At 65.3% G+C, this 4,755-nt stretch carries 7 protein-coding genes; 3 read left to right on the top strand and 4 right to left on the bottom strand.

The window, feature by feature from the left end; translation table 11 throughout:
• Positions 1 to 184 precede the first annotated feature (184 nt).
• The 3 genes from ACFLIM_RS49980 to ACFLIM_RS49970 all read right to left on the bottom strand — a co-directional run bounded on the left by ACFLIM_RS49980 (position 185) and on the right by ACFLIM_RS49970 (position 1,547).
• Entirely contained in the window at positions 185 to 499 is a 315-nt protein-coding gene (locus tag ACFLIM_RS49980; RefSeq protein WP_393177941.1) for a hypothetical protein, read from the bottom strand.
• A 374-nt stretch (positions 500 to 873) separates the two neighbouring features.
• On the bottom strand, positions 874 to 1,092 hold the full coding sequence (locus ACFLIM_RS49975; RefSeq protein ID WP_393177939.1) for a helix-turn-helix domain-containing protein: 219 nt from the start codon (positions 1,090 to 1,092) through the stop codon (positions 874 to 876).
• Between the two features lie 17 nt (positions 1,093 to 1,109).
• Positions 1,110 to 1,547, bottom strand: a complete 438-nt coding sequence (locus ACFLIM_RS49970) for a hypothetical protein (protein ID WP_393177937.1) — start codon at positions 1,545 to 1,547, stop codon at positions 1,110 to 1,112.
• 189 nt (positions 1,548 to 1,736) lie between these two features.
• Here ACFLIM_RS49970 and ACFLIM_RS49965 point away from each other — a divergent pair, with 189 nt between their 5' ends.
• On the top strand, positions 1,737 to 2,501 hold the full coding sequence (locus tag ACFLIM_RS49965) for a maleylpyruvate isomerase family mycothiol-dependent enzyme (RefSeq protein WP_393177935.1): 765 nt from the start codon (positions 1,737 to 1,739) through the stop codon (positions 2,499 to 2,501).
• Between the two features lie 170 nt (positions 2,502 to 2,671).
• Complete coding sequence (locus ACFLIM_RS49960; RefSeq protein WP_393177933.1) at positions 2,672 to 3,046, top strand: OsmC family protein; 375 nt, start codon at positions 2,672 to 2,674, stop codon at positions 3,044 to 3,046.
• A 57-nt stretch (positions 3,047 to 3,103) separates the two neighbouring features.
• On the opposite strand, the gene ACFLIM_RS49955 is transcribed toward ACFLIM_RS49960, so the two are convergent.
• Complete coding sequence (locus ACFLIM_RS49955) at positions 3,104 to 3,514, bottom strand: IS5 family transposase (RefSeq protein ID WP_393177943.1); 411 nt, start codon at positions 3,512 to 3,514, stop codon at positions 3,104 to 3,106.
• Between the two features lie 358 nt (positions 3,515 to 3,872).
• On the opposite strand from ACFLIM_RS49955, the gene ACFLIM_RS49950 reads away from it, so the two are divergent.
• A complete protein-coding gene (locus ACFLIM_RS49950; RefSeq protein ID WP_393177931.1) occupies positions 3,873 to 4,487 on the top strand; it encodes a type IV toxin-antitoxin system AbiEi family antitoxin domain-containing protein in 615 nt (204 codons plus the stop codon).
• Positions 4,488 to 4,755: the final 268 nt, after the last annotated feature.

The following is a 4,755-nucleotide window of genomic DNA, read 5'->3' as shown; positions in this document are numbered from 1 at the left end:
CTTACGAGGTGCCTTTCTGAACTGGCTGGTTGAAGCGTGAAGAACTCCAATCATCCCAGGTCAGGGGGCACCTCACTTCATTTCACGACACTCGCATCAGATTTCAAGCCGTGGATCCAGGCTAAGAAACAACCCCAGAAATGTTCAGTGCCCAGGTCGGGGAAACCATCCCCGACCTGGGCCTTCATACGTGGAGCTGTTCGTCATGAGGCCCGCAGTGACGCAGCGCTCGGATCGCGGCGAGCACCTCGGCCCGGTTGCCGCCCGCCTTCATCCACGCGGGCAGCCGCTCCAGGAGCGTCTGCGACCCCGCAGGCGTCGGCCGCTCACGCAGCGTCGCAGCCACGTACGCCGCCAACAGCTCCAGATGGGGCACGTTGTACGCCCACAACACCCGACCGCAACAGGGCCGCCGCAACCACAACGGCAACCCGAAGTAGGGATCATCGGGCCCACCGAACTGCGGCACCACGAGCGCACCACGACCGGTGAAGTACACATCCCCCGCACCACTGCGCCACGGCCGCGGCGTCCATTCAGCGAGGTGAGAGCACCCGAGACAGGTCAGCCGATGCGGCGCCGTCAGCCAACCCACGGCGTACGCGTGCCCGTCACGATGATCAGGATGTACGGCCACCAGCGCACGCCCGTCGCACCGCGGACACCGGACCAGAATCTCCCTGGCGAAATCCCACAGACGGACACCGGGATCCCGAAACCGGTCCCCTCTGGCTCGCTCGACCTCCACGACACACATCCTGCCCCCAGATCCGGTGTCGATTTCACGAGTCCTCTGCAGTGATGTCAGAAGACATCGGACAGGGCTGCGGGGAAGGTGGAAACCAGCGCGGGTTCGAGCGTGATGTCCATGACCTACTGGGCCGTGCTGGGTTGTGAGCGTGTTTTCACGGCGGGCCTGGAGCCGGCGCGGTCGAGGACTTGGTAGACGGTGGCGCGGCCGATGGAGAACACCTCCATCAATTCGGCGATGGTGTACTCGCGGGTGGTGTGCATCCGCACCAGCTCGGCCTGCTGACGGGCCGACAGTTTGGGCTGGCGGCCCTTGAGCTTGCCGTTCGTACGCCTCAGCACGCGAGCGGCCCGCCGCGTCACCAGCAGCGCATGTCCGTCCAGGTGCCGTCGTACATCCCATCCAGGTCGATGATCACTGGGTTTGTGGCGGAGGGGCCATCCACGGGGGTGCCGGGCTCGTCGAACGGCGTCCAGCCCACGACCCCGTAGTCGCCGAGGTCTCCGTCGGGGTCCTCGATCTTCGCCTGGCGATAGTGGTTCAGCACCTCTTGGATAGGCCGGACCGTGGAGAGTTCGAAGCGGATGGTGTACCAGCAGTCGCCGGAGTCGCCGCTCACCTCGACCTGCGGGTCGAAGTACCCAAAGTCCGTTCCGGGCGGCAGCGGAAACTCCTGGATACGGTCCACCATGCGCGCCAGCCGGTGGTCATTGATCCACACCGGCGCCATGACAATCGCCGCGAGCAGCAGGAGCGGCACTAACGGCAGGGCCAGGCAGCCGATCCGGCGAGCCATTCGTGAATGTCTGGACTCTTGCGGTGGTGCGGATGCGGGTGGGTCCTGGGGGATCGACATGGATCACATGGTCGCGTACTCGTTCCCCCTCGCATGGAGTCCCGCTCTGCTCAGGATGGCTATCACACCGTCGCGAGTTCGCGTCCGGACGGGCTGACCGAGCCGTGAGCATGTGCTGAACTGTCCGATATGGAGTATCGCCGATTCCTCGACTGCCTGGCGGCCGACTTCGCCCGCCTGCGGGCCGTCGTACCGACCGTCCCCACTGCGGCGGTGCCGAGCTGCCCCGGCTGGACCGTCGCCGACCTGACCCACCACATCGGCGAGGTGTACCTGCACAAGACCCTGGCCATGCGCGAGGGCGCCGAACCCGACCCCTGGCCGCCGAAGGAACTCGCCGATGAGGAGCCGCTCGCACTGCTCGACCGGGCGTACGCCGGGCTGCTCGACGAGTTCGCCGCCCGCAAGCCGGAGGATCCGGCCGGCTCCTGGTACACCCCGGACCAGACCGTCGGCTTCTGGATCCGCCGGATGGCGCAGGAGACGGTCATCCACCGCATCGACGCCGAACTCGGCACCGGACAGCCGATCGCGCCGGTCCCGGCAGACCTCGCCATCGACGGCATCGACGAGCTGCTCAAGATCTTCGTGGCGTACAGCGTCGCGGAGTGGGGCGACTACTTCACCGACATCCTGGCCGGCTCACCGGGCCGGATGTACACGGTGCGGACCGACGGCGTGGCGTGGCGGGTACGGACCGGCCCAGGGCTGTTCACCGTCGAGGACAGTGCCGGCGACGACGCGGCCGACGTGACCGTGAGCGGCCCGCCAACGGCCGTGCTGCGCTGGATGTGGAACCGCGACAGCGCCGGCGAGCCGAGCGACGTGACGGTCGAAGGCGCCCCGGAGGCGGTCGAGGAGCTACGGCGCTGCATCGTCACCGCGACGCAGTGAGGCCGGTCAGCCGACTGCCGGTGGTACGACGCGTTGCGACCTAGGACGTGTCCCGTAGATCAAGATCTCGCGTACGCGGCCCGCCTGATGTCCAGATAGCGAAACCCGTTTCTCATTTAGTGGACGGGGTGGGTAGCGTGCACTGCACGGAGATTGGGAAGGGGGCTGCTGTGGTGGAGGCTCAAGCGCTGGCCGCGCCGTACCAGGTCAGGTTCCGTGCGGGTCGGAACACGGGTTTGGCCGACACTCTCAAGGACGGTGTGGGCGGCTCGGCCGGTCTGCGTCCTCATGAGCTCCTCGAGGCCGCGCTGGCATCGTGCATAACCATCTCGGCTCGGATGGCACTGGAAGAGCGGGGGCTGGCCGATATCAGAGTGACCGTCTCGGTGATCCTGGAGCGTGAGGAATCGGTCACAAGGTTCCGCTACGACCTCGTACTGGATCCGCCGGTGGACGAACTCCATTACAAGGCCGTGGCCGAACGCGTTGAGCGGTCTGCAGTGCGCCAGACGTTGAGCAAACCGCTGGTGTTCGAACCGGTGTAACCGTCACACCACGGGATCGCGGAGCCAGATGCGAATCGAGGCGACGTCGATGGTGCCCTAGTAGATGAGTTCCCTCTTGTCGTAGCGGGGGGAGTCGCCATGCTGACCGGGGGTGAGTATCCGGGTGATAGGACGGCATCGGCGGTCGGCCACCAAGTGAATCTTGGTGGACAGCCCGCCTCGCGACCGGCCCAGAGCCTCACGGCCTGGCGTTACCCGTTCGTGATCTTGTCCGCCCCCCTTTGACGGAGCATCCTTGGCTACAGCGTGACGCGCTCCGGCCGCATGCTGATGGGCACGCACAATGGTGGAGTCGGCGCTGACAGCCCAGTCCCCGCCTTCGGCCTCGTCACAACCCGTGCGCAGCCCGTCCAGGATCTTTTCCCACGTCCCATCCAGCGACCAGCGGCGATGCCGGTTATAGACCGTCTTCCAGTTCCCGTAGCACGATGGCAGATCACGCCACACCGTGCCGTTCGCGTCCGGTGCAAGATCCCATTGATCACCGTCTGGTGGTCCCTCCACCGCGCGCCCTGCACCGCGTTCACCGGCAGCATCGGCTCCAGCCGTTGCCACTCTTCATCAGTCAAGTCGTGGCGTTTCAGACGCTCCTCATCCACACCTGGAGATCTACACCAAGACCGACCTCAAGATCACGGGACACGCCCTAACTCCTGGGGAAGGCATCTGCGTGAGCGTGCACCCATGGCTCGAACGTACGAGGCGTTGGATCAAGGCTCGTTGATCACGGCTCGTCCCGAACGAGACGCATGGCTAATGTATCAAACCCATCCCCTTCAATAGGGAGACTGGTAGAGTTCGATACATGGGCCCTTCAGGAACGCCACGGCTGGTGTCATGCCTGGTGACGCTGCCTCCGACCTTCACCACCGGACAAGCCCGGCTGGCTTCGCTCTCCTCGCGTGACCTGGCCGATCTGACCGCCGACGGAAAGATCCATGAGCTCTCCCGAGGGGTCTACCGGCAGGCATCCGCCCCAGAGACGGCACACCTCGACCTGCTGGCCGTGTGCATCCGAGCCCCGCACGCGGTCGTCTGCGACGAATCCGCCCTCGCCCTCCACGAACTGATCGACGACATCCCCACAGCCGTGCACATCGCGGTTCCCAGAGGACGGCACCGCCCCTCGATCTCCTACCCACCGGTCGTGGTCGCCCAATACTCCCCCGACACCTTCACCCTCGGCATCGAAGGCTTCCAAGCCGCACCAGGAGAACCCGTACCCGTCTACAACGCCGCCCGCAGCGTCGTCGACGCCATGCGCCACCGCGGACGCATCGGCGAAACCCTCGCCCTATCCGCACTCGGCCGCTACCTACGCCGCAACGACCCCAGCAAGATCAACGAACTCCAGCACATCGCCCACAAGCTGGGCGCACTGTCCCTCATCCGCCCCGTAGTCGAGGCGGTGCTCGCCTGATGCCCAACCCCACCCGCGACACCACCGCAGGGCGCGTCTACAACGACCTGCGGAACCTGGCCCAGCGCAGCAGACGATCCACAGACGAGCTCATGGTCGAGTACGTGCTCGAACGGTTCTCAGAAGTTCGCCCGAACGGGTGGGGGTATCACTCTAAGTGTGGAAACGATCACTATGGGTAGATGAGTCAAGGTAGATCATCTTAACGCTTCGGGGGGAGCGTCCATCATGTCGAACACACGGGGATCATCGGCTCTGACCACCACTT

This window comes from Nonomuraea marmarensis, from assembly GCF_043197025.1.
In the GTDB taxonomy this organism is placed as follows: Bacteria; Actinomycetota; Actinomycetes; order Streptosporangiales; family Streptosporangiaceae; genus Nonomuraea; species Nonomuraea marmarensis.
The sequence above is the reverse complement of the archived record's forward strand: the minus strand, read 5'-3'. Positions and strand labels throughout refer to the sequence as shown.

Coding starts and splice junctions, on each gene's coding strand:
- ACFLIM_RS49970 (WP_393177937.1), bottom strand. CDS start 1,547: ATGGCTCGCCGGATCGGCTGCCTGGCCCTGCCGTTAGTGCCGCTCCTG.
- ACFLIM_RS49965 (WP_393177935.1), top strand. CDS start 1,737: ATGGAGTATCGCCGATTCCTCGACTGCCTGGCGGCCGACTTCGCCCGC.
- ACFLIM_RS49950 (WP_393177931.1), top strand. CDS start 3,873: ATGGGCCCTTCAGGAACGCCACGGCTGGTGTCATGCCTGGTGACGCTG.